Raw genomic sequence first — 20,504 nt, 5'->3', positions numbered from 1 at the left:
TTCCTTCAACAAAATAAAGCCAGTCACTGCGACTGGCTTTTTCTTATTTGCGTAACAGGTCGGGTGCGTTACTGTGGTGTTATAAAATAATCAAAACAGGAAAGCAGAGGTGGGGCAACGAATTCCCGTTACGCTCGGCAATATTGCGCCGCTGACGTTAAAGCCGTTTCGCGCAGGACAACTGGCGCTGGTCTGCGAAGGTGGAGGACAGCGCGGCATTTTTACCGCCGGCGTGCTGGATGAATTTATGCGCGCGCAGTTCAACCCGTTTGACCTTTACTTCGGCACCTCTGCCGGGGCGCAGAACCTCTCTGCCTATGTTTGTAACCAGCCTGGCTATGCGCGAAAGGTCATCATGCGCTACACCACGGCAAAAGAATTTTTTAATCCGGTGCGCTTTGTGCGCGGCGGCAACCTGATCGATCTCGACTGGCTGCTGGAGTCGACCTCCAGCCAGATGCCGCTGGCCATGGATACCGCTGCCCGTCTGTTTGATAGCGGCAAAGAGTTCTGGATGTGCGCCAGCCGGGGCGATGACTATTCGCCGGGCTATTTTTCTCCTCAGAAGGAGAACTGGCTGGACATCATCCGCGCCTCCAGCGCGATCCCCGGCTTTTATCGTACGGGAGCCCTGCTGGACGGCATTAGCTATCTGGACGGTGGGATCAGTGACGCTGTGCCGGTGCAGGAAGCCGCCCGGCGCGGGGCGAAAACCATTGTGGTGATCCGTACCGTACCGTCGCAAATGTATTACACGCCGCAGTGGTTTAAACGGATGGAGCGCTGGTTGGGCGACAGCAGCCTGCAGCCGCTGGTGAACATCGCGAAGCAGCATGAAACCACCTACGGCGCGATGCAGCGCTTCATTGAAAAACCGCCGGGTAAGCTGCGTATTTTTGAAATCTATCCGCCTAAGCCGCTGCTGAGCATGGCCCTGGGCAGCCGCGTCCCTGCGCTGCGCATGGATTACAAAACGGGGCGGCTGTGCGGGCGTTACTTCCTGGCGACGGTGGGGAAAATGCTGGCGGAGCAACCGCCGCTTCATCGCCATAAACGCATTATTTTGCCGCCTGCGATTGTCGCCAATGACGCCCTGACGACGCCGCTGGTGGATATTCCGCAGGCGAATGACGCTTTACTGGATAACGAGGATCTGGCGTGACGCTCCGCTTTGTCGATACCCACTGCCACTTTGATTTTCCGCCGTTTACGGGGGATGAAGAGCAAAGCATTGCGAAAGCGGCTGAGGCAGGCGTTCAGGCTATTATTGTGCCGGCAGTGGAAGCGGCCTATTTTTCCCGGGTGCTGGATCTGTCCGCGCGGCACTCCGCGCTCTATGCCGCGCTCGGCCTGCATCCGATTGTGATTGAGCGGCATCTTGATGAGCACATTGAGAGGCTTGATGAGGTCGTGCAAACCGCAGGAGACAAACTTGTCGCCATCGGTGAGATCGGCCTCGATCTTTATCGCGAGGATCAGCAGTTTGAGCGCCAGCAGACGATCCTCGACGCGCAGCTCAGACTGGCGAAGCGCCACGATCTGCCGGTGATCCTCCACTCAAGACGCACGCACGATAAGCTGGCGATGCACCTGAAACGCATCGATCTGCCGCGCAGGGGCGTCGTGCACGGTTTCTCCGGCAGCCTGCAGCAGGCGCAGCGTTTTATTGAGCTGGGCTATAAAATCGGCGTCGGTGGCACCATCACCTATCCGCGCGCCAGTAAAACCCGGGACGTGATGGCACAGCTGCCGCTGTCGGCGCTTCTGCTGGAAACCGATGCGCCGGATATGCCGCTGAATGGTTTTCAGGGCCAGCCGAATCGCCCGGAACAGGCGGCGCGCGTATTTACCACCCTGTGTGAACTGCGAAAAGAGCCTGAAGAGGTGATTGCCGATGCGCTGCTGGAAAATACCCGTTCGGTATTTGGCATCACGCTATAGGTAAAGCGCCGGACGGATCACCGTTATCTTCTGTTTTTCCAGCGCCAGCGCCAGCGGTTCAACGTCCTCGGGCGTGGCGCTGCGCCATGAGGCCGCCTCACCGTAAACGCCCTGCGCATGAAACGCGTTGATTCGTACCGGCACATTTCCAAGTCCGTGGATAAAGGTCGTTAGCGGTTTGAGATGTTCCAGATAATCACACTGCTCCGGAATAACCAGTAGGCGGAGTTCCGTCAAACGGTGACGATCTGCCAGCCAGCGGATGCTCTGCTTAATCTGCGGGTTTTCGCGCCCGGTCAGGAAACGGTGATGCTCGTTCCCCCACGCCTTCAGATCCAGCATCGCGCCATCCAGTACCGGCAGCAGCTTTTGCCAGCCGGTTTCGCTTAACAGACCGTTGCTGTCTACCAGGCAGGTGAGGTGACGCAGGGCGGGATCGGCTTTGATCGCGGTGAACAGGGCGATCAAAAACGGCAATTGCGTTGTGGCTTCACCACCGCTCACGGTGATCCCTTCGATAAAGGGGGAGGATTTGCGGACATGAGTGAGGATCTCTTCCACGCTGAAGCGGTGCGCCATAGGCGTTGCCTGCTGCTGGCACAGGTGCAGACAGGTGTCGCACTGCTGGCAGTCACTCTCCTGCCACCAGACGCGTCCGGCCTGAATCGTCAGCGCGTCGTGCGGGCAGTGGGGCACGCAGTCCCCGCAGTCGTTGCAGCGACCGATCGTCCACGGGTTGTGGCAGGTTTTGCAGCGCAGGTTGCAGCCCTGCAGGAACAGCGCCAGGCGGCTGCCCGGCCCGTCCACGCAGGAAAAAGGAATGACCTGACTAACTAAAGCGCATCTGCTGTTCATGGCTAACCACGCGCGGCTGACGTTCCAGAATACGGGTATTGCGTGCGGCTTCTTCCCCCAGCCAGGTAGTATTGGTGCGCGATCCCGCTTCCCGGTATTTCTCCAGATCCGACAAGCGAACCATGTAGCCGGTCACGCGTACCAGATCGTTACCCGCTACGTTGGCGGTAAATTCACGCATGCCGGCCCTGAACGCGCCCAGGCAAAGCTGAACCACCGCCTGCGGATTGCGTTTGACCGTCTCCTCCAGGGTGAGAATATCGCTGATTCCGGAGTGATAGTGTTTGTGATGCGGCGCAACGGCCAGCAGGTGGCTGACAGGATCCGGCTCATCGCCGTAGGGCAGGCGCGCGCCCGGCGTGGTGCCGGAGTCGGAGCTGATCCCCGACTGCGCGTGAAGCATCGCGCGGTGCTTCCAGCCGTGCTTCACCGGCGTGCTTTCAACGAACGCCGCAAGCTGTTCGCTGATGCGATAGCCCAGCGCGTTGGCCTGCTCGTCTTTTCCGTAACGGCCTTCAATGCCCTCCTTTTCACAGAGCGTATTCACCGCTTCCGCCAGGCCGTACATGCCAAACATGGGCACAAACCGATCCGCATCAATCAGCCCCTCTTTGACCAGGAAGCTATTCTCAAAGAAGCCAGATTGCTCGTACAGGAAACCGCAGCGCGCATCGATGATGGCAATTTGCTGCTGGCAGTAGTGCGGGAGCGCGCGGGTGAAGAAGTCTTCAATGGATGCGCTGCGTTCAGCAATGGCTTTGAGGTTGAGGCGCACCAGAGTGCTGCCACCGCCAGCAAGCGGCAGGGAGTTGTAACAGCTCACTACGCCGTAACGGCCTTTTGTGAAAATTTTATCATTCATCGGGCCATTAGAAATATGCGGTTTGCTGCATTCACATATGTTTTTTGCCACCTCAAGCAGCAGGTCGTCCGGGGTGATATCGGGATCGTAGATAAAGGTCAGGTTCGGCGCGACCTGCTTCAGCTCTGCATCGGCACGCAGAATGGCGCGCGCGACGGGCGTATCTTCAGGCCCGATGTTTGCGTGCATAAACGCATCCGGCAGCGCACGGTCGAGATAGCGCCAGAAACGTTTTATTCGGCTATCGACCTCTTCTTGTGTTAGAATTCTAACATATGGCGTCAATATCGCATCAAGCTGACCGAGATAGACCGGCATCGATGTGACGGACGGAACATGATGGTAGAGGATGGTTAACAGCGAGAGGGCGTCGTCGAGATCTTTCGCGCCTTCCAGCTCCAGCCACTCTGAACCGTTAGCCAGAAATTTTGCGTAATCCGGCAGAACGTAACGGGGTTTGTAAGACGCATGGCCTTCGAACATGTCGCAGATAAAACCCTCGTCCAGCGCGGCTCGTGCGGCCTCAGGAAGTGCCGGGTAAGGCAGGTTGTTCTCCGCTTCCAGCGCCAGAAAATGACGTTTTTGTTCCGGGGTTAACACCGGGCTTGTCACAATGTGCTGGCAACGTTGTTGCAGGGCGTCGGGGCTGGAGTGGGGCATAGTCGCTTCCTTGAGTGTTCTGCGGATGATGAACGGATTGTAGGAAGCCAGCCTGTTGGGGCTTTTGATCCGACAGGGGGTATCGCTGCTTTAGTCGGCAACTTACGCACTAAAGTTTGAAGAAGATCTCATTACAGTAATGCAAATTTGTATGCAGTTTTCATTAACTGTGATGAATGTCGAAGTGTGGATGCGGGTGAATGTTAGAATACTCACAGACCCGCAAGGTAAAATTTATACGGCACTGCCGTTGGAGAATGTTATGACCGATTTAACTGCAAGCAGCCTGCGCGCGTTGAAGCTGATGGACCTGACGACCCTGAACGATGACGACACCAATGAAAAAGTCATCGCCCTGTGCCATCAGGCGAAAACGCCGGTGGGTAACACCGCAGCCATCTGTATCTACCCGCGCTTTATCCCGATTGCCCGTAAGACGCTGAAAGAGCAGGGCACGCCGGACGTGCGTATTGCAACCGTAACTAACTTCCCGCATGGCAACGACGATATCGAGATTGCGCTGGCAGAAACCCGCGCGGCGATTGCTTACGGCGCAGACGAAGTTGACGTGGTGTTCCCGTACCGCGCGCTGATCGCCGGCAACGAGCAGGTCGGTTTTGACCTGGTGAAAGCCTGTAAAGACGCGTGCGCGGCGGCAAACGTGCTGCTGAAAGTGATCATCGAAACCGGCGAGCTGAAAGAAGAGGCGCTGATTCGTAAAGCATCTGAAATCTCCATCAAAGCCGGTGCGGATTTCATTAAAACCTCTACCGGTAAAGTGCCGGTGAATGCGACCCCGGAAAGCGCGCGCATCATGATGGAAGTGATCCGCGACATGGGCGTATCCAAAACCGTTGGTTTCAAACCTGCGGGCGGCGTGCGTACCGCTGAAGACGCGCAGCAGTTCCTGGCGATTGCCGACGAGCTGTTTGGCGCCGACTGGGCGGACTCCCGTCACTACCGCTTCGGTGCGTCCAGCCTGCTGGCCAGCCTGCTGAAAGCGCTGGGTCACGGCGACGGTAAGAGCGCAAGCAGCTACTGATTGCCAGACACTGCCGGATGATACTTTGATTATCCGGCCGACAGGATCGTAGGGCGGGTAAGCGTCACGCCACCCGCCACAACTCCCCCGATTCCGCATGGAGGTTACCGTGTTTCTCGCACAAGAAATTATTCGTAAAAAACGTGATGGTCATGCATTAAGCGACGAAGAGATCCGCTTCTTTATCAACGGCATTCGTGATAACACCGTCTCAGAAGGGCAGATTGCGGCTCTGGCGATGACCATTTTCTTCCACGATATGTCGATGCCTGAGCGCGTGTCGCTGACCATGGCGATGCGAGATTCAGGAACCGTTCTGGACTGGAAAAGCCTCAACCTTAACGGCCCGATTGTGGATAAACACTCCACCGGCGGCGTGGGTGACGTGACGTCTCTGATGCTCGGTCCCATGGTGGCAGCCTGCGGCGGTTACATCCCGATGATCTCCGGGCGCGGCCTGGGCCACACCGGCGGTACGCTCGACAAACTGGAAGCCATTCCGGGCTTCGATATCTTCCCGGACGACAGCCGCTTCCGCGACATTATTAAAGACGTTGGTGTGGCGATTATCGGCCAGACCAGCTCTCTTGCTCCGGCAGACAAGCGTTTCTACGCGACCCGCGACATCACCGCGACCGTTGACTCCATCCCGCTGATCACCGCCTCTATCCTGGCGAAGAAACTGGCAGAAGGGCTGGACGCGCTGGTGATGGACGTGAAGGTCGGCAGCGGCGCCTTTATGCCAACCTATGAACTTTCTGCTGCGCTTGCCGAAGCGATCGTTGGGGTCTCCAACGGCGCGGGCGTGCGCACCACCGCGCTGCTCACTGACATGAATCAGGTGCTGGCCTCCAGCGCCGGTAACGCCGTCGAAGTGCGTGAAGCCGTCCAGTTCCTCACAGGCGAATACCGTAACCCGCGTCTGTTCGACGTCACCATGGCGCTGTGCGTTGAGATGTTAATCTCCGGCAAGCTGGCCAAAGACGACGCAGAAGCCCGCGCGAAGCTGCAGGCGGTGCTGGATAACGGCAAAGCGGCGGACATTTTCGGCCGCATGGTTGCAGCCCAGAAGGGCCCGACCGATTTCGTCGAAAACTACGCGAAATACCTGCCAACCGCGACGCTCAGCAAAGCGGTGTATGCCGATAGCGAAGGGTTTGTCTCTACAATGGACACCCGTGCGCTGGGTATGGCGGTGGTCTCGATGGGCGGCGGCCGTCGTCAGGCGTCAGACACCATTGATTACAGCGTCGGCTTTACCGATATGGCCCGTCTGGGCGACAGCGTTGACGGTCAACGTCCGCTGGCGGTGATCCACGCCAAAGACGAAGCCAACTGGCAGGAAGCGGCTAAAGCGGTGAAAGCGGCTATTACGCTTGACGATAAAGCGCCGGAAACCACACCGACTGTCTATCGCCGTATCACCGAATAGCGGTATACTGATCTGATCGATAATTTTTGAAGCACTACGTACGGAGAACAATTATGAAACGTGCATTTATTATGGTGCTGGACTCATTCGGCATCGGTGCAACCGAAGATGCAGAACGTTTTGGTGACGTGGGTTCCGATACCATGGGCCACATCGCGGAAGCCTGTGCGAAAGGCGAAGCGGACAACGGTCGTAAAGGCCCTCTGACTCTACCTAACCTGACCCGCCTCGGTCTGGTGAAAGCGCATGAAGGTTCTACCGGTAAAATCGCAGCCGGTATGGACGGCAACGCGGAAGTCGTGGGCGCCTATGGCTGGGCTCACGAACTCTCCTCCGGTAAAGACACCCCGTCTGGCCACTGGGAAATTGCCGGTGTGCCGGTGCTGTTCGACTGGGGTTACTTCTCCGATCACGAGAACAGCTTCCCGCAGGAGCTGCTCGATAAGCTAGTGAAGCGCGCCAACCTGCCGGGCTACCTCGGTAACTGCCACTCTTCCGGTACCGTGATTCTGGATCAGCTCGGCGAAGAGCACATGAAAACCGGCAAGCCGATTTTCTACACCTCTGCTGACTCCGTGTTCCAGATTGCCTGCCACGAAGAGACCTACGGCCTGGATAAACTCTACGAGCTGTGCGAAATCGCCCGTGAAGAGCTGACCGAAGGCGGCTACAACATTGGCCGCGTGATCGCGCGTCCGTTTATCGGCGACAAAGCGGGTAACTTCCAGCGTACCGGTAACCGTCATGACCTGGCCGTTGAGCCACCGGCACCGACCGTACTGCAGAAGCTGGTTGAAGAGAAAGACGGCCACGTGGTTTCCGTGGGTAAAATCGCGGATATCTACGCCAACTGCGGCATCACCAAAAAAGTGAAAGCCACCGGTCTGGACGCGCTGTTCGATGCCACCATCAAAGAGATGAAAGAAGCGGGCGACAAGACCATCGTTTTCACCAACTTCGTGGACTTCGACTCCTCCTGGGGCCACCGTCGCGACGTCGCAGGCTATGCGGCCGGTCTTGAGCTGTTCGACCGTCGTCTGCCGGAGCTGATGGAGCTGGTGGGTGAAGATGACATTCTGATCCTGACCGCGGACCACGGCTGTGACCCAACCTGGACCGGTACCGACCACACCCGTGAGCACATTCCGGTGCTGGTGTACGGCCCGAAAGTGAAGCCGGGCTCGCTCGGTCACCGTGAAACCTTTGCGGACATCGGCCAGACCCTGGCGAAATACTTTGGTACGTCTGACATGGAATATGGCAAGGCCATGTTCTGAATCATGTTGGGTGAGGTCTGATGCCCTCACCCCGGCCCTCTCCCACAGGGAGAGGGTGAAAAGAATAAACAATGTAAAAGGAACTGAAGATGGCAACTCCTCACATTAACGCAGAAATGGGTGATTTCGCTGACGTCGTATTGATGCCGGGCGACCCGCTGCGCGCGAAGCACATTGCAGAAACTTTCCTGGAAGACGTGCGTGAAGTGAACAACGTTCGCGGCATGCTGGGCTTCACCGGTACCTATAAAGGCCGCAAAATCTCCGTTATGGGCCACGGTATGGGTATCCCATCCTGCTCTATCTACACCAAAGAGCTGATCACCGACTTCGGCGTGAAGAAAATCATCCGCGTAGGCTCCTGCGGCGCGGTGCGCATGGACGTTAAGCTGCGCGACATCGTTATCGGTATGGGTGCCTGCACCGATTCCAAAGTTAACCGCATGCGTTTCAAAGACCATGACTTCGCGGCGATTGCTGACTTCGGCATGGTGCGTGACGCGGTTGACGCGGCAAAAGCGCTGGGCGTTGAAGCGCGCGTGGGTAACATCTTCTCTGCTGACCTGTTCTATGCCCCGGACGGCGGCGAGATGTTCGACGTGATGGAGAAATACGGCATTCTGGGCGTGGAAATGGAAGCGGCGGGTATTTACGGCGTCGCGGCTGAGTTTGGTGCGAAAGCGCTGACCATCTGCACCGTGTCTGACCACATCCGTACCCACGAGCAGACCACTGCTGCCGAGCGTCAGACTACCTTTAACGACATGATCAAAATCGCGCTGGAATCCGTTCTGCTGGGCGATAAAGAGTAATTCTGTCTCTTCCCTCCCTCTCCCTGTGGGAGAGGGCCGGGGTGAGGGCACCAGACCGCACCTAGCGCACGGCCTGTGCAATCCACGCCGACAGCTCCCGCAGCTCTTTTTCCTGCTCCGGGAAATCTCCGATCAACGCGTCGCATTCCTGCTGCAGCATATCTGCCCTGTACAAACAGCCCTGCAAACGTGCCGCCAGCGCCTCTAACGGTGCCGGGTTCAGGCTATCGGTAAACACCTGCGTGCGGGTGATATGGCCTTTCTCCACGTCAAAATGCAGCTCCACGCCGCCCCAGGTAAAACGCTCGTCCAGCAGATGGGAAAACGCAGGAGCCTGACCGAAGTTCCACTCCCAGCTGCTCTGGCGGGCGAAGGTTTTGGCGAAGTTGGGCAGGTCCGGGTTTTTTTCAGGGGAGATGACTTCTGCTTCAACGCGCTCGCCGTAATATTCAAAGAACGCGTCACCGATGGCATCGCAAATCTGCTCGTGCGTGATCCCCGGCAGCAGCTCCACCAGATTTGCCACGCGGCCGCGTACGGAGGTAATTCCTTTGGCCTGGAGCTTTTTCTTATCCGGATTCAGGTAGTTCGCCAGACGGCTCAGATCGGCGTTCAGCAACAGGGTGCCGTGGTGGAAGCCGCGATCCATCGTTTCACGGTAGGCGGAGCCGGAGACCTTCCGGTCGCCCTCGGGGGTTTTCACCACCAGATCGTTACGCCCGGAGGCTTCTGCCGTCACGCCGAGTGAATTGAGCGCGTTGAGGACGATGGACGTTGAGATGGTTTTATCGTATTCCGGTTTGCCCGCCATAAAGGTAAAGCAGGTATTGCCCAGATCGTGAAACACCGCGCCGCCGCCGCTGCTGCGGCGCGCGAGACGGACGTTGTCCTCTTCCATGCGCCGCGTATTGCACTCTTTCCACGGGTTTTGCGCGCGGCCGATGACCACCGTATCGGCGTTACGCCAGAGAAACAGTACGCGCTGGGTAGCGGGCATCTGGCGGAAGATGCACTCTTCTACCGCGAGATTAAACCAGGGATCGTAAGAGTCAGAGATAAGCAGGCGTAACGTCGTCATGGCAAAGTTCCTTTTCCGAATCGTTCGCCTACTTTATCACTAATCTTTCTTCTCGCTCTCTTCGTCTTCGGGGACGGATTTGCTGGCGGTCAGCAGGAACGGGGATTGCTGCCAGCGCGAGCGCTTGCCGCGAAGCAGGGTGCGCGCCAGCACAACGCCGATGGCGAGTGAAAGCAGCAGCATCAGGCGCAGAATATTGGTGGTATTATCGACCTGTTTGGCTTCAGTAGGCAGGGTGTGGGTATCGAGGGTCAGGCGCAGATAGCCCAGCGGGCCATTCTTCCCCTGAATAGGTTCGACAATCTGCTGGTTAAAGTAGCCCCCGGCTTTTTTCCCGTCCAGCGCCAGCCTGTCGCGCACGTCGACGTGCTCGCCCGCGCGGGCAATAAGGTTGCCTTGCTCATCATAGACGCCAGCATCAAGAATGCGGCTGTTCTCCGTGAGCAGGCGTAAAACCTGGCCTATCCGCTTATCGTCCGGCGTTTCGGTACGCATGGACGGTGCGACGTTGAGCGTCACCTGGCGGGCCAGCGTGCGGGCCAGCTCTTCAAACTGCGGGTTGCGTTGCCGTTGATGGTTCTGGCTAAACCACGATGCCCCTTGCATCAGCACCACTAGGAGTGCGAGACAGGAAAGGACAATCACGGCGCGATGAAGCCGGAATTTCAGTTTTGCGCGAGCCATATTCCACCTGCTGAAAATTTACGGCTTAATGTTGCCAGAAGTGATGGTTACAGGGTAGCCTCATGCGTTATTTTCCCTCTGCAACCTTCCGGCGCGAACGAAATTACAGGAGCTTTAATGCCGAACATTACCTGGTGTGACCTGCCAACGGATGTCTCTTTATGGCCAGGATTGCCGCTCTCTTTAAGTGGCGATGAGGTGATGCCTCTGGATTACCACGCCGGTCGTAGCGGCTGGCTCCTCTACGGACGCGGTCTGGATAAGCAACGCCTGACTCAGTATCAAAGCAAGCTCGGTGCGGCAATGGTCATCGTCGCCGCCTGGTGCGTGGAAGACTACCAGGTTATTCGCCTGGCGGGTTCCCTGACGCAGCGCGCAACGCGTCTGGCGCATGACGCGGGGCTGGACGTCGCGCCGCTGGGCAAAATTCCGCATCTGAAAACCCCGGGCCTGCTGGTGATGGACATGGACTCAACCGCCATTCAGATCGAGTGTATTGACGAGATTGCGAAGCTGGCGGGCAGCGGCGAGCTGGTGGCGGAAGTCACCGAACGTGCGATGCGCGGCGAGCTGGACTTCACCGCCAGCCTGCGCCAGCGCGTGGCGACCCTGAAAGGGGCCGATGCCAACATTCTGCGTCAGGTGCGCGACGTGCTGCCGCTGATGCCTGGGCTGACGCAGCTGGTGCTGAAGCTGCAGTCCCTCGGCTGGAAAGTGGCGATCGCCTCCGGTGGCTTCACCTTCTTCGCGGATTACCTGCGGGAAAAACTGCATCTGACCACCGTGGTGGCCAACGAGCTGGAGATCATGGACGGCAAGCTGACCGGCCAGGTGATCGGCGATATCGTAGATGCCCAGTACAAAGCCAATACGCTGACGCGTCTGGCGGAAAAATATGAAATTCCGGTCGTCCAGACCGTCGCCATCGGCGATGGCGCGAACGACCTGCCGATGATCAAAGCCGCCGGGCTGGGCATTGCCTACCATGCCAAGCCAAAAGTGAATGAAAAGACGGAAGTCACTATCCGTCACGCTGACCTGATGGGGGTGTTCTGCATTCTCTCCGGCAGCATTAATCAGAAATAACGGTCTGCTTTGTAGGCCGGGTAAGCGTAAGCGCCGCCCGGCACGCAGGCCGCACAGAAATAACGAGGTAAACCGTGGCGAAAGCTCCAAAACGCGCATTTGTTTGTAATGAATGTGGTGCGGATTATCCGCGCTGGCAGGGGCAATGCAGCGCCTGTCATGCCTGGAACACCATCACCGAAGTGCGTGGTGTGGCGGCTTCGCCGAGCGTGGCGCGTAATGAGCGCCTGAGCGGCTATGCCGGTAACGCGGGCGTGGCGAAGGTGCAAAAACTTTCGGACATCAGCCTCGAAGAGCTGCCGCGCTTCTCCACCGGGTTCAAAGAGTTTGACCGCGTGCTCGGCGGCGGCGTGGTGCCGGGCAGCGCGATCCTGATCGGCGGTAACCCGGGCGCGGGTAAATCGACCCTGCTGCTGCAAACGCTCTGCAAGCTCGCCGAACAGATGAAAACCCTGTACGTCACGGGCGAAGAGTCACTGCAGCAGGTGGCGATGCGCGCGCACCGTCTGGGCCTGCCGACCGGCAACCTGAACATGCTCTCCGAAACCAGCATCGAGCAGATCTGCATGATCGCTGAAGAAGAGCAGCCGAAGCTGATGGTGATCGACTCCATCCAGGTGATGCACATGGCGGACATTCAGTCTTCGCCGGGCAGCGTCGCGCAGGTGCGTGAAACCGCGGCTTACCTGACGCGCTTTGCCAAAACGCGCGGCGTGGCGATTGTGATGGTCGGCCACGTGACCAAAGACGGCTCGCTGGCCGGGCCGAAGGTGCTTGAACACTGTATCGACTGCTCCGTAATGCTCGATGGCGACGCGGATTCTCGCTTCCGTACCCTGCGCAGCCACAAGAACCGCTTTGGGGCGGTGAATGAGCTAGGCGTATTTGCCATGACCGAACAGGGGCTGCGCGAAGTCAGCAACCCGTCGGCCATCTTCCTGAGCCGCGGCGATGAGATCACCTCCGGCAGTTCGGTGATGGTGCTGTGGGAGGGGACGCGCCCGCTGCTCGTCGAAATTCAGGCGCTGGTGGATCACTCGATGATGGGCAACCCGCGGCGCGTGGCGGTCGGTCTGGAACAGAACCGTCTGGCGCTCCTGCTGGCGGTGCTGCACCGTCACGGCGGGCTGCAGATGGCGGATCAGGACGTCTTCGTTAACGTGGTCGGCGGCGTCAAAGTCACGGAGACCAGCGCAGACCTGGCGCTGCTGCTGGCGATGGTCTCCAGCCTGCGAGACAGACCGCTGCCGCAGGATCTGGTGGTATTCGGCGAAGTGGGCCTCGCCGGGGAAATCCGTCCGGTACCCAGCGGCCAGGAGCGTATCTCCGAGGCGGCAAAACACGGTTTCCGCCGGGCGATCGTTCCCGCCGCCAACGTGCCGAAAAAGATCCCGGAAGGGATGCAGGTATTTGGCGTGAAAAAACTCGCAGATGCGTTAAATGTCTTTGACGACTTATAATTACGTAAATTTGATTTTGCAGGAGGCACCGTAATTTATGTCATCATTTGACTACATCAAGACCGCAATCCGCCAGAAGGGCTGCACGCTGCAGCAGGTGGCGGATGCCAGCGGCATGACCAAAGGCTACCTGAGCCAGCTGCTGAACGCCAAAATCAAAAGCCCCAGCGCGCAGAAGCTGGAAGCGCTGCACCGCTTTCTGGGGCTGGAATTCCCGCGTATGCAAAAGAACATCGGCGTGGTGTTCGGCAAGTTTTACCCCCTGCATACCGGACATATCTATCTGATCCAGCGCGCCTGTAGCCAGGTTGACGAGCTGCATATCATCATGGGATACGACGAAACCCGTGACCGTCAGCTGTTTGAAGACAGCGCCATGTCGCAGCAGCCGACCGTGCCGGACCGCCTGCGCTGGCTGCTCCAGACCTTTAAGTATCAGAAAAATATTCGTATTCATGCCTTTAACGAAGAGGGCATGGAGCCGTATCCGCACGGCTGGGACGTGTGGAGCAATGGCATCAAAGCGTTTATGGAAGAGAAGGGCATTGCGCCTAACTGGATCTACACCTCTGAAGAGTCCGACGCGCCGCAGTTCCGCGAGCATCTGGGTATCGAGACGGTGCTGATCGACCCGAAACGTACCTTTATGAACATCAGCGGGGCGCAGATCCGCGAGAACCCGTTCCGCTACTGGGATTACATCCCGACTGAGGTGAAGCCGTTCTTCGTGCGTACCGTCGCGATCCTGGGCGGCGAGTCGAGCGGGAAATCAACGCTGGTCAACAAGCTGGCGAACATCTTCAACACCACCAGCGCGTGGGAGTACGGCCGCGATTACGTCTTCTCGCACCTTGGCGGCGACGAGATGGCGCTGCAGTATTCCGACTACGACAAAATCGCGCTCGGTCATGCCCAGTACATTGATTTTGCGGTCAAATACGCCAACAAGGTGGCATTTATCGATACCGATTTTGTCACCACCCAGGCGTTCTGTAAAAAATACGAAGGTCGCGAGCACCCGTTCGTGCAGGCGCTGATTGACGAATACCGCTTTGACCTGGTGATCCTGCTGGAAAACAACACCCCATGGGTGGCCGACGGCATGCGCAGCCTCGGAAGCTCCGTGGACAGGCGTGAGTTCCAGTCCATGCTGGTGGAGATGCTCAACGAAAACAACGTTGAGTTTGTCCATGTGGAGGAGTCGGACTACGACTCCCGTTTCCTGCGCTGCGTCGAGCTGGTGAAGGAGATGATGGGGGAGCAGGGGTAAAAACTTACCCCTCACCCTAACCCTCTCCCACAGGGAGAGTGGACGTTAACCTCCCTCTCCCTGTGGGAGAGGGCCGGGGTGAGGGCATCAAGCCACTCAGAACTCAACCACCACTTTACCCCGCATATGTCCCTCCAGCACTTTACGGTGCGCCTCGGTAATGCTCTCCACGCTCAGCCCGTGCAGCGTTTCACTCAGTGAGCTTTCCACCACGCCGTTATCCACCAGCTTTGCCACCTCATTGAGGATCTCACCCTGACGCGCCATATCCGCGGTCTGATACATGCTGCGGGTGTACATAAATTCCCAGTGCAGGGCGGCGGATTTGGACTTCAGCTTGTCCTGGTTCAGCGGACGTTCATTCTCAACGATGGAACAGATATGCCCCTGAGGCGCAATCAGGTCGCTGACCGCATCCCAGTGCCCGTCGGTGTCGTTGAGGATGAAGATGTAATCCACAAAGGTGAGCCCGTGTTTCGCCAGCTCGCCTTTCAGGTCGCGGTAGTTGACGACAACGTCAGCCCCGCGATCGCGACACCACCGGGCGGAATCTTCTCGTGAAGCGGTTGCGACGATCTTCACCTTGCTGTTGTGCTTCGCAAAGGGGATCGCCAGCGATCCCACTCCGCCCGCGCCGCCAATGATCAGCAGCGTTTTATCCGCCCCGGCATCCTGAATGTTCAGCCGCTCGAATAATCCTTCCCAGGCTGTAAGGGCGGTCAGTGGCAACGCGGCAGCCGCGGCCCAGCCGAGGCTGGCAGGCTTGTGCCCGACAATGCGCGCGTCGATCAGCTGGTGCGTGGTGTTGCTGCCCGGGCGGGTGATGTCGCCCGCGTACCACACTTCATCCCCCGGTTTGAATCCGGTGACGCCACCCCCAACGGCTTTGACGATCCCGCTGGCATCCCACCCGAGGATGCGCGGCTCATTCAGCCCGTTTTTGGCAATACCCGCATGGACTTTGGTATCGACCGGGTTAACGGAGACGGCCTTCACCTCCACCAGCAGATCGTGCTCGCCGGGCTGCGGCATCGGCGGGGTGATTTCAATGAAGGTGGACGGATTTTCTGGGTTAACGGCAATGGCTTTAACAGACATGGTGTGCTCCTCAATGGAATGCGTTTTGTTGAGGCTAGTCTATAAAGTGGCCAGCTGCGTGATAAGATGGACAATCAAGAACTCAGCGTTCGTACAGGGTGAACAATCATGTTTAAACAGCTGCAGGATATGGCGCTGTTCGCGCTGGTGGCGGAGATGGGCAGCTTTACCGCTGCCGCGCAGAAAGCCGAACTGCCGAAATCCAGCGTTAGTCAGCGAATTAGCCAGCTGGAGCAGCAGGTGGGTATCCGCCTGCTGAACCGCACCACGCGCAGGATTAGCCTCACGTTTGCGGGCGAGCACTATCTGGTGCACTGTCGTGAGATGCTGGCGGCCAGCGAGCGGGCAGAGTACGCCATTCAGCGCCTGCGCGAAAACCCCAGCGGGCGGCTGCGGATCACCTGTCCGGCGGGGATAGGGGCGACGCTGCTGGCGCACATGAATGCCGAGTTCCAGCTTCGCTATCCTGACGTTTCGCTGGATGTGTCAATTTCTGATGACGTGGTGGATCTGGTCGAGGCCGGTTTTGACGTAGCGCTGCGCACCGGTAAGCCGCAGGACTCCTCCCTGATTGGCCGGATGATCGGGCACTGCCCGCGTTATATGCTGGCTTCGCCGGACTATCTGGCGCGTCGGGAGTCGCTGACGCATCCCCGCCAGCTGGTGGAGCACCGCTGCATTACGCACAGGGCGTGGTCGGAGTGGCTTCTGCGAAGCGAGAGCGAGGATTACCGCTACCTGCCGGATAACGCGCACATGACCGATAATCTGGTATACGCCCGCGAGTGTGCGATTGCCGGTGCGGGGATCACGCTCTTACCCGCATTTCTGCTGGAAGATAAAATTGAAAAAGGTGCGCTGGTTCAGGTGCTGCCGGAGTGGAATGTTGAAGGTAACGATCTGTGGCTGGCGTATCCAAGCCGCAAGCTGAACTCGCCCGCGCTGATGAGCTATATCGACTTTGCGATGCAGTTTGACGAGGTGAAGCGGTATTACGTGGGTGGCTGAATTTGTGCGGCCTGATGCCCTCACCCTGACCCTCTCCCACGGGGAGAGGGTACAAACATAAAAAACGGCAACCGAGGTTGCCGTTTTGCTTTTATTTCGCGATACGCTTGTACTTAATACGCTTCGGCTCCAGCGCGTCGGCGCCCAGCGTGCGTTTCTTGTACTCTTCGTATTCGGTGAAGTTACCTTCGAAGAACTCCACTTTACCTTCGTCCTGGTAGTCCAGGATGTGGGTCGCGATACGGTCCAGGAACCAGCGGTCGTGCGAGATAACCATCGCGCAGCCCGGGAACTCCAGCAGGGCGTTTTCCAGCGCGCGCAGGGTTTCGATATCCAGGTCGTTGGTTGGTTCATCGAGCAGCAGGACGTTACCGCCCACCTGCAGCAGCTTCGCCAGGTGCAGACGACCGCGCTCACCGCCGGACAGCTCGCCCACGCGTTTGCCCTGGTCGGTGCCTTTAAAGTTAAAGCGGCCAACGTAGGCGCGGCTTGGCATCTCGGTGTTGCCGATACGCATGATATCCAGACCGCCGGAGACTTCTTCCCACACGGTTTTGCTGTTGTCCATCGCGTCACGGAACTGGTCAACGGAGGCCAGCTTCACGGTCTCACCCAGGGTGATAGAGCCGCTGTCAGGCTGTTCCTGACCGGACATCATGCGGAACAGGGTAGATTTACCCGCGCCGTTCGGACCGATGATGCCAACGATAGCGCCTTTTGGTACGGAGAAGGTCAGGTCGTCGATCAGCACACGGTCGCCGTAGGACTTACGCAGGTTGGTCACTTCAACCACTTTATCCCCCAGACGTGCTCCAGGTGGAATAAACAGTTCGTTGGTTTCGTTACGTTTCTGGTATTCGGTGTTGTTCAGCTCTTCGAAGCGTGCCAGACGGGCTTTGCCCTTAGACTGGCGGCCTTTCGCGCCCTGACGAACCCACTCCAGCTCTTTCTCGATAGACTTACGACGCGCCGCTTCCTGTGAAGCTTCCTGCGCCAGACGCTGATCTTTCTGCTCCAGCCAGGAAGAGTAGTTGCCTTCCCACGGAATACCTTCACCGCGGTCCAGCTCCAGGATCCAGCCAGCGACATTGTCGAGGAAGTAACGGTCGTGGGTAATCGCCACAACTGTACCTTCGAAGTCGTGCAGGAAGCGCTCCAGCCACGCCACGGATTCTGCATCCAGGTGGTTAGTCGGTTCGTCAAGCAGCAGCATGTCTGGTTTTTCCAGCAGCAGGCGGCACAGCGCCACGCGGCGGCGTTCACCACCGGAGAGGTTAGCGATTTTCGCATCCCAATCCGGCAGACGCAGGGCATCAGCCGCGCGCTCCAGCTGCACGTTCAGATTGTGACCGTCGTGCGCCTGGATGATCTCTTCATACTTGCCCTGCTGTGCGGCCAGCTTGTCGAAGTCCGCATCCGGCTCGGCGTATTTGGCATACACTTCGTCCAGACCTTTCAGCGCGTTAACCACTTCGGATACCGCTTCTTCAACGGATTCGCGAACGGTGTGTTCCGGGTTCAGCTGAGGTTCCTGCGGCAGGTAACCAATCTTGATGCCAGGCTGCGGACGGGCTTCACCTTCGATGTCTGTATCAATGCCGGCCATGATGCGCAGCAGGGTGGACTTACCGGCACCGTTGAGACCCAGAACACCGATTTTTGCGCCCGGGAAGAAGCTCAGCGAGATATTTTTAAGAATATGACGTTTCGGCGGGACAACTTTGCCGACACGATGCATGGTATAAACGAATTGAGCCACGTTGGACTTCGCCTCTTTTATCGTAATGAGAAGGAATTTCAGCCTCGAAGTGTAGCCTTTTTCACGTCCTAATCCCAGCCAGGAACGTCGGGAGTGTTAAAACGCGCAAGAAAGGTAAAAAAGTGTCCATGACGTGGCGCGTTGAAGGATGCCTGGTTAGCATAAGTTAATTAGACTTTGACGTAGCAAGACGCTGCAATTGACGAAAAAACAATGAGGAAGAGCTTGTGGAAAAAGCCAAACGGGTGGTCTGGCGTCTGCTGGCTGCCAGCGTATGCGTAATGGCGGTAAGCCAGGCGGTGCATGCCGATTCACTGGATGAACAACGTAACCGCTACGCCCAGATTAAACAGGCGTGGGACAACAAGCAGATGGATACCGTGCAGGCACTGATGCCGACGCTAAAGGATTATCCGCTGTATCCGTATCTGGAGTATCGCCAGATTACGGACGACCTGATGAACCAGCCTACCGTCACCGTGAATAACTTCATTCAGGCGAACCCGACCCTGCCGCCTGCCCGAAATCTCCAGTCTCGCTTTGTGAATGAGCTGGCGCGTCGCGAAGACTGGCGCGGCCTGCTGGCGTTTAGCCCTGAGAAGCCGAATGCCACCGAAGCCCAGTGTAACTATTACTACGCAAAATGGGCGACCGGCCAGCAGGAAGAGGCCTGGGCCGGGGCGAAAGAGCTCTGGCTGACCGGAAAAAACCAGCCGAACGCCTGTGATTCCCTGTTTAGCGCGTGGCGTGCTTCCGGCAAGCAGGAGCCGCTCTCCTACCTTGAGCGCATCCGTCTGGCGATGAAAGCCGGTAACACGCGTCTGGTGACCACGCTGGCGGGGCAGATGCCGTCCGATTACCAGACGATCTCTACCGCGGTTATCGGGCTTGCAAACGATCCCAACAGCGTGCTGACCTTTGCCCGCAGTACGGGCGCGACCGATTTTACCCGCCAGATGGCGGCGGTGGCCTTTGCCAGCGTGGCGCGTGACGATGTGGAAAACGCGCGGCTGATGATCCCGCAGCTGGTGCAGGCGCAGCAGCTCAATGAGGAGCAAACCCAGGAGCTGCGCGACATTGTGGCGTGGCGACTGATGGGCACCGATGTGACCGATGAACAGGCGCGCTGGCGTGACGATGCGATTATGCGTTCGAACTCCACCTCGCTGGTGGAACGCCGCGTGCGCATGGCGCTGGGCACGGGCGATCGTCGCGGGCTCAATACCTGGCTCGCGCGTTTGCCAATGGAGGCCAAAGAGAAAGACGAATGGCGCTACTGGCAGGCCGATCTGCTGATGGAGCGCGGCCGTGATGATGAAGCCAAAGAGATCCTCCATACGCTGATGCAGCAGCGCGGGTTTTACCCGATGGCAGCCGCGCAGCGTCTGGGCGAGGAGTACACCTTCCGCATTGATAAAGCGCCTGCCAACGCGAACCCGGCGCTGACGCAGGGGCCAGAAATGGCGCGCGTTCGCGAGCTGATGTACTGGAATATGGATAACACCGCGCGCAGCGAGTGGGCGAATCTGGTGACCAGCCGCACCACCGATGAGAAAGCCCAGCTTGCCCGCTATGCGTTTGATAATCACTGGTGGGATCTCAGCGTGCAGGCGACGATCGCCGGCAAGCTTTGGGATCATCTGGAAGAGCGTTTCCCGCTGGCGTACAAAGATCTTTTCGATCGCTACACCAGCGGCAAAGATATCCCGCAAAGCTACGCGATGGCGATTGCCCGTCAGGAGAGCGCCTGGAACCCGAAAGTCCGTTCCCCGGTGGGTGCCAGCGGCCTGATGCAGATTATGCCAGGCACGGCGACGCACACGGTGAAGATGTTTAATATTCCGGGGTACAGCAGTCCGTCGCAGCTTCTGGATCCGGATACCAACATCAACATCGGTACCAGCTATCTCCAGTACGTGTATCAGCAGTTCGGCAATAACCGCATCTTCTCTTCGGCGGCGTATAACGCGGGGCCAGGACGCGTGCGCACCTGGCTCGGCAACAGCGCCGGACGCATCGACGCGGTAGCGTTTGTGGAGAGCATCCCGTTCTCGGAAACGCGCGGCTACGTGAAGAACGTGCTGGCCTATGACGCTTACTATCGCTACTTCATGGGGCAGAAAGATACCCTGATGAGCGATGCCGAGTGGCAGAGGCGTTACTGATCGGCGTGGGTTGTG

The 20,504-nt window shown here is 58.2% G+C and carries 17 protein-coding genes; 11 read left to right on the top strand and 6 right to left on the bottom strand.

The window, feature by feature from the left end:
* Window positions 1-109: 109 nt before the first annotated feature.
* Both SPG90_RS16465 and SPG90_RS16460 read left to right on the top strand, forming a co-directional pair.
* Entirely contained in the window at window positions 110-1,162 is a 1,053-nt protein-coding gene (locus tag SPG90_RS16465) for a patatin-like phospholipase family protein (RefSeq protein WP_023310316.1), read from the top strand.
* Window positions 1,159-1,941, top strand: a complete 783-nt coding sequence (locus SPG90_RS16460; RefSeq protein WP_126303606.1) for a TatD family hydrolase — start codon at window positions 1,159-1,161, stop codon at window positions 1,939-1,941. Before SPG90_RS16465 ends, SPG90_RS16460 begins: the two co-directional genes overlap by 4 nt.
* On the opposite strand, the gene SPG90_RS16455 is transcribed toward SPG90_RS16460, so the two are convergent.
* Both SPG90_RS16455 and SPG90_RS16450 read right to left on the bottom strand, forming a co-directional pair.
* Window positions 1,936-2,796: a YjjW family glycine radical enzyme activase gene (locus SPG90_RS16455; RefSeq protein ID WP_023310318.1), complete on the bottom strand. Its 861-nt coding sequence runs from the start codon at window positions 2,794-2,796 to the stop codon at window positions 1,936-1,938. The genes SPG90_RS16460 and SPG90_RS16455 overlap by 6 nt on opposite strands.
* Window positions 2,771-4,318, bottom strand: a complete 1,548-nt coding sequence (locus SPG90_RS16450) for a YjjI family glycine radical enzyme (protein ID WP_126303604.1) — start codon at window positions 4,316-4,318, stop codon at window positions 2,771-2,773. The genes SPG90_RS16455 and SPG90_RS16450 overlap by 26 nt, the downstream gene beginning before the upstream one ends.
* Before the next feature lie 262 nt (window positions 4,319-4,580).
* On the opposite strand from SPG90_RS16450, the gene deoC reads away from it, so the two are divergent.
* The 4 genes from deoC to deoD all read left to right on the top strand — a co-directional run bounded on the left by deoC (window position 4,581) and on the right by deoD (window position 8,881).
* Window positions 4,581-5,360 carry a deoxyribose-phosphate aldolase gene (deoC, locus tag SPG90_RS16445; protein WP_023310320.1) on the top strand — a complete coding sequence of 260 codons (780 nt, stop codon included), beginning with the start codon at window positions 4,581-4,583 and terminating at the stop codon, window positions 5,358-5,360.
* 109 nt (window positions 5,361-5,469) lie between these two features.
* Window positions 5,470-6,792, top strand: a complete 1,323-nt coding sequence (deoA, locus tag SPG90_RS16440; RefSeq protein ID WP_163354376.1) for a thymidine phosphorylase — start codon at window positions 5,470-5,472, stop codon at window positions 6,790-6,792.
* Between the two features lie 53 nt (window positions 6,793-6,845).
* Complete coding sequence (gene deoB / locus SPG90_RS16435; protein ID WP_045355085.1) at window positions 6,846-8,069, top strand: phosphopentomutase; 1,224 nt, start codon at window positions 6,846-6,848, stop codon at window positions 8,067-8,069.
* Window positions 8,070-8,158: 89 nt separating this feature from the next.
* Window positions 8,159-8,881, top strand: a complete 723-nt coding sequence (gene deoD, locus SPG90_RS16430) for a purine-nucleoside phosphorylase (RefSeq protein WP_010427122.1) — start codon at window positions 8,159-8,161, stop codon at window positions 8,879-8,881.
* A gap of 61 nt (window positions 8,882-8,942) precedes the next feature.
* Here the strand turns inward: deoD and lplA are convergent, their stop codons facing one another.
* Window positions 8,943-9,959 (bottom strand): lipoate--protein ligase LplA, encoded by a 1,017-nt coding sequence (gene lplA, locus SPG90_RS16425; protein ID WP_047173719.1) that lies wholly within the window; start codon window positions 9,957-9,959, stop codon window positions 8,943-8,945.
* Between the two features lie 39 nt (window positions 9,960-9,998).
* Window positions 9,999-10,643: a YtjB family periplasmic protein gene (locus SPG90_RS16420; RefSeq protein WP_023310324.1), complete on the bottom strand. Its 645-nt coding sequence runs from the start codon at window positions 10,641-10,643 to the stop codon at window positions 9,999-10,001.
* Between the two features lie 117 nt (window positions 10,644-10,760).
* Here SPG90_RS16420 and serB point away from each other — a divergent pair, with 117 nt between their 5' ends.
* From serB to nadR, 3 genes are all read left to right on the top strand, one after another.
* Window positions 10,761-11,729: a phosphoserine phosphatase gene (gene serB / locus SPG90_RS16415; RefSeq protein ID WP_023310325.1), complete on the top strand. Its 969-nt coding sequence runs from the start codon at window positions 10,761-10,763 to the stop codon at window positions 11,727-11,729.
* 74 nt (window positions 11,730-11,803) lie between these two features.
* Window positions 11,804-13,189 carry a DNA repair protein RadA gene (radA, locus tag SPG90_RS16410; protein ID WP_126303600.1) on the top strand — a complete coding sequence of 462 codons (1,386 nt, stop codon included), beginning with the start codon at window positions 11,804-11,806 and terminating at the stop codon, window positions 13,187-13,189.
* Window positions 13,190-13,226: 37 nt separating this feature from the next.
* Window positions 13,227-14,459, top strand: coding sequence for a multifunctional transcriptional regulator/nicotinamide-nucleotide adenylyltransferase/ribosylnicotinamide kinase NadR (gene nadR / locus SPG90_RS16405; RefSeq protein ID WP_006810194.1), 1,233 nt, complete (start codon window positions 13,227-13,229; stop codon window positions 14,457-14,459).
* A gap of 96 nt (window positions 14,460-14,555) precedes the next feature.
* Here nadR and SPG90_RS16400 read toward each other — a convergent pair whose 3' ends face one another.
* Entirely contained in the window at window positions 14,556-15,557 is a 1,002-nt protein-coding gene (locus SPG90_RS16400) for a zinc-binding alcohol dehydrogenase family protein (protein ID WP_047173718.1), read from the bottom strand.
* 108 nt (window positions 15,558-15,665) lie between these two features.
* Here SPG90_RS16400 and SPG90_RS16395 point away from each other — a divergent pair, with 108 nt between their 5' ends.
* Window positions 15,666-16,565, top strand: a complete 900-nt coding sequence (locus SPG90_RS16395; protein WP_045400935.1) for a LysR family transcriptional regulator — start codon at window positions 15,666-15,668, stop codon at window positions 16,563-16,565.
* A 91-nt stretch (window positions 16,566-16,656) separates the two neighbouring features.
* Here SPG90_RS16395 and ettA read toward each other — a convergent pair whose 3' ends face one another.
* Window positions 16,657-18,324, bottom strand: a complete 1,668-nt coding sequence (gene ettA / locus SPG90_RS16390; RefSeq protein WP_003856515.1) for an energy-dependent translational throttle protein EttA — start codon at window positions 18,322-18,324, stop codon at window positions 16,657-16,659.
* Window positions 18,325-18,551: 227 nt separating this feature from the next.
* Between ettA and sltY the strand changes: the two genes are divergently transcribed.
* Entirely contained in the window at window positions 18,552-20,489 is a 1,938-nt protein-coding gene (sltY, locus tag SPG90_RS16385; protein ID WP_322408235.1) for a murein transglycosylase, read from the top strand.
* Window positions 20,490-20,504 lie beyond the last annotated feature (15 nt).

The sequence above is a fragment of the Enterobacter sp. D2 genome (assembly GCF_034427575.1).
In the GTDB taxonomy this organism is placed as follows: Bacteria; Pseudomonadota; Gammaproteobacteria; order Enterobacterales; family Enterobacteriaceae; genus Enterobacter; species Enterobacter cloacae_M.
Note: the sequence above shows the minus strand (reverse complement) of the source record. Positions and strands in the feature narration are given on the sequence as shown.

What these genes read in the sequence shown, in the direction of transcription:
- deoB (WP_045355085.1), top strand. Translation starts at nt 6,846, where the DNA reads ATGAAACGTGCATTTATTATGGTGCTGGACTCATTCGGCATCGGTGCA.
- SPG90_RS16395 (WP_045400935.1), top strand. Translation starts at nt 15,666, where the DNA reads ATGTTTAAACAGCTGCAGGATATGGCGCTGTTCGCGCTGGTGGCGGAG.
- deoD (WP_010427122.1), top strand. Translation starts at nt 8,159, where the DNA reads ATGGCAACTCCTCACATTAACGCAGAAATGGGTGATTTCGCTGACGTC.
- SPG90_RS16455 (WP_023310318.1), bottom strand. Translation starts at nt 2,796, where the DNA reads ATGAACAGCAGATGCGCTTTAGTTAGTCAGGTCATTCCTTTTTCCTGC.
- SPG90_RS16450 (WP_126303604.1), bottom strand. Translation starts at nt 4,318, where the DNA reads ATGCCCCACTCCAGCCCCGACGCCCTGCAACAACGTTGCCAGCACATT.
- nadR (WP_006810194.1), top strand. Translation starts at nt 13,227, where the DNA reads ATGTCATCATTTGACTACATCAAGACCGCAATCCGCCAGAAGGGCTGC.
- serB (WP_023310325.1), top strand. Translation starts at nt 10,761, where the DNA reads ATGCCGAACATTACCTGGTGTGACCTGCCAACGGATGTCTCTTTATGG.
- deoC (WP_023310320.1), top strand. Translation starts at nt 4,581, where the DNA reads ATGACCGATTTAACTGCAAGCAGCCTGCGCGCGTTGAAGCTGATGGAC.
- SPG90_RS16420 (WP_023310324.1), bottom strand. Translation starts at nt 10,643, where the DNA reads ATGGCTCGCGCAAAACTGAAATTCCGGCTTCATCGCGCCGTGATTGTC.
- lplA (WP_047173719.1), bottom strand. Translation starts at nt 9,959, where the DNA reads ATGACGACGTTACGCCTGCTTATCTCTGACTCTTACGATCCCTGGTTT.
- SPG90_RS16400 (WP_047173718.1), bottom strand. Translation starts at nt 15,557, where the DNA reads ATGTCTGTTAAAGCCATTGCCGTTAACCCAGAAAATCCGTCCACCTTC.